This window comes from Escherichia sp. XD33, assembly GCF_019375075.1.
Classification (GTDB): domain Bacteria; phylum Pseudomonadota; class Gammaproteobacteria; order Enterobacterales; family Enterobacteriaceae; genus Enterobacter; species Enterobacter flexneri_A.
In genome coordinates this window covers 1-593 of the sequence record NZ_JAENDM010000326.1, presented here as the reverse complement: position 1 = coordinate 593, position 593 = coordinate 1, and the positions used below count along the sequence as shown (strand labels likewise).

The following is a 593-nucleotide window of genomic DNA, read 5'->3' as shown; positions in this document are numbered from 1 at the left end:
CCATGCCGCTTCAACCTCGCGGGAAAAGGCACGGGCTTCTTCCTCCCCGATGCCCAGATAGCGCCAGCTTGGGCGATGACTGAGCCGGAAAAAAGACCCGACGATATGATCCTGATGCAGCTGGATGGCGTTGGCGGCATAGCCGTTATTGCGTACCAGATCGTCTGCGCGGGCATTGCCACGGGTAAAGTTGGGCAACAGGGCTGCATCCACACTTTCACTCGGTGGGTTCCACGACCGCAACTGCCCTCCAAATCCGCTGCCACCGCCGTGATAACCGGCATATTCGCGCAGCGATGTCATGCCGTCCGGCCCCAGAAGGGTGGGAATGGTGGGCATTTTCATACATAAAATCCTGCAGGTCCCCTGCGTCGCTGTGTCATGCCGGTCTGCACTTCCAGCTCTGCAATATATTTTTTCAGGTCAGACACGGAAGTGGCCGTAAACTCCACCCTTCGTCCGTCTTTCTGTACTGTTGCCACCCGTTTACCTGTCATCAGGTCATGCAGTGCCGCACGGGCAGCGGCAAGTTCTTCCTGTCGCGTCATTCATCCTCTCCGGATAAGGCACGGGCGTAATCTGCCAGTGTTTTC

The 593-nt window shown here is 57.3% G+C and carries 2 protein-coding genes; both read right to left on the bottom strand.

Annotation, left to right across the window (positions count from 1 at the left end):
- Nucleotides 1-345, bottom strand: a 345-nt coding sequence (locus K0778_RS27045) for a phage portal protein (protein ID WP_153449244.1), incomplete at its 3' end; no start/stop codon positions are given.
- Complete coding sequence (locus K0778_RS27040) at nucleotides 342-548, bottom strand: phage head-tail joining protein (protein WP_000198149.1); 207 nt, start codon at nucleotides 546-548, stop codon at nucleotides 342-344. The genes K0778_RS27040 and K0778_RS27045, both read right to left, overlap by 4 nt.
- Nucleotides 549-593 lie beyond the last annotated feature (45 nt).